The 1,878-nt window shown below is 48.5% G+C and carries 1 protein-coding gene; it reads left to right on the top strand.

From position 1 onward, the window contains the following. Positions 1–52: 52 nt before the first annotated feature. Positions 53–1,672, top strand: coding sequence for a hypothetical protein (locus KDK17_RS00975; RefSeq protein ID WP_257282010.1), 1,620 nt, complete (start codon positions 53–55; stop codon positions 1,670–1,672). Positions 1,673–1,878: the final 206 nt, after the last annotated feature.

Raw genomic sequence — 1,878 nt, 5'->3', positions numbered from 1 at the left:
CCAGTCTACTGTCCTAAGCTTTCCGAATTTGTCAGGAAATGGGTGAGGTCAGGTGTTCCATTATCGCGCTTTATGGTTTGTGCTTTTCAGTCTGATGCTGGCGGCTTCCAGTTGGGGAAGTGTTGAGTCACCCGAGCAGAAGGCTCTCAGAAATGCCCGGAACAATCTGAACAGACTCTATTTTGATTACGTCTTTGCAGAAGAAAATGAAAGGCTGTTAAAAGCCCTCATGGTTTCAGTTCGGCGAATCTATGATCGCTATGGGCCAGATCAGTGGCTGGAAGATCACTCTGCATCAGACCATCAGACAGAAGCTCGACAGCAACTTCTTACCAGACTCGTCCGGCAGGCTACCCGCCATACTATTGCCAAAGTCACAGGTGACAATGATACGGATGAGAATGAGACGGATGACAGTTACCCGGACCGCCCCATGTTTCACCTCTTGCAGGCATTCAGTAATGCTCCAGTCATGGAGGAATCCCAAGACGTTCTTGATTGGTACCGAACCCGTCCGTTGCTGCTTCAGGGGGTCATAGCTGAAGACCGAATGGACTCTATGGAGGAGCTGATTGAGGAGGCTGTGCAGAACAGTTTCAGAGAATTTCCGTCCAACCCGCTATCCCGGGAACAGTTAGCCCGGCAACTCGGCTTTATTCTGTTAGAAATGCAGGAGCTTTTTCTCCGTGGCAAGGCGCTTCGTTCATTTAGTTTTAAGGTAGAGAAGCAAAAGCAGAACCCGGAGATTGCCAGAGACCCTGCATTTATTCTTTACCTGTCCAAGCTGACTGAAGCCTTTAACAATCATCCCACCCTTTGGCATACAGACAGCAAGCATCGTCACTATCAGGAAGGCCTCTCCGCCCTGTTTATGAAAGCCGCAGATCGTGAAGATTATGGTGATGAGTGGTACCAGCAAATTCGCAGAATTCTGAATGGTGAAAAGCCGGTCCTTGCCACTCCGCCAGCGCCCGTTCAAAAGCCTGTCGGGCATCATCCCTCGGATCTTGATGAACGGGAACGCTGGCTTAAACGTGTGTTAGGCATTCTGATAGCCGCAGAGGGCATAGCCATGGTGGCCGTGTTGGTATATTGGGTAATTGATGCATATAAAACGAAATCGCGAAGGCTGGAACGCTTGCAAGAGGATAAGCTGCAAAGGAAGTTAGGCCGGGCACTCAACAAACCCTGGCGGAAAGATCCGAAAGGAAGGGACTGGAAACCCACCGTAACGGACAGGGAGCAGGTCAGAGAGATCATCCAAGGGTTTGATCAAAAGGTTTGGAAAAATGTACTGATCAATGCCGGGGTTTTGAATCCCTTTTGCTGTAACATGGATCTGAATGATCTCTACATGCAGTGGTCGCTGACAGAGCTTTACGGTTATTTGAGGCAAGAAGAATATATCTTGACAAGAGAAGATAAAATACGGCGCGAAAGGGAGCAAGAGCTAAGAGAGCAAGAGCTAAGGGAGCGGGAAGAAGCGGCCAGAAGAGCCAGAGCAGCCACTTACACCGCAACAATCCATCAAAAAGAAAACAGGGAGACTTTATTTTCCCCCAATCCCAGCTTCATTTGGGACTCCTCAGATAGTGATGATGGCTTTGGTTCTACCAGCTGGGGTACACCGACTACTTTTTCAGTTCAGGGTCTGGAGGCTAGCTGGGATTGATTATTAAAGTGATGTATTTCAGTCAACAATTTCGGCAATTAAAGGGGCCGATAAGGGGGCTGACGTTGTAAATTAATTGTTTTACTCTGCACCTGCCGGTTTACTGTCCTATGCTTTCAGGATTTGTCAGGAAATGGGTTAGGTCAGGTGTTCCATTATCGCGCTTTATGGTCTGTGCTTTTCAGTCTGATGTTGGTGGCTTCCTG

This window comes from Endozoicomonas sp. SESOKO2 (assembly GCF_024606245.1).
In the GTDB taxonomy this organism is placed as follows: domain Bacteria; phylum Pseudomonadota; class Gammaproteobacteria; order Pseudomonadales; family Endozoicomonadaceae; genus Endozoicomonas_A.
The sequence above is the reverse complement of the archived record's forward strand: the minus strand, read 5'-3'. Positions and strand labels throughout refer to the sequence as shown.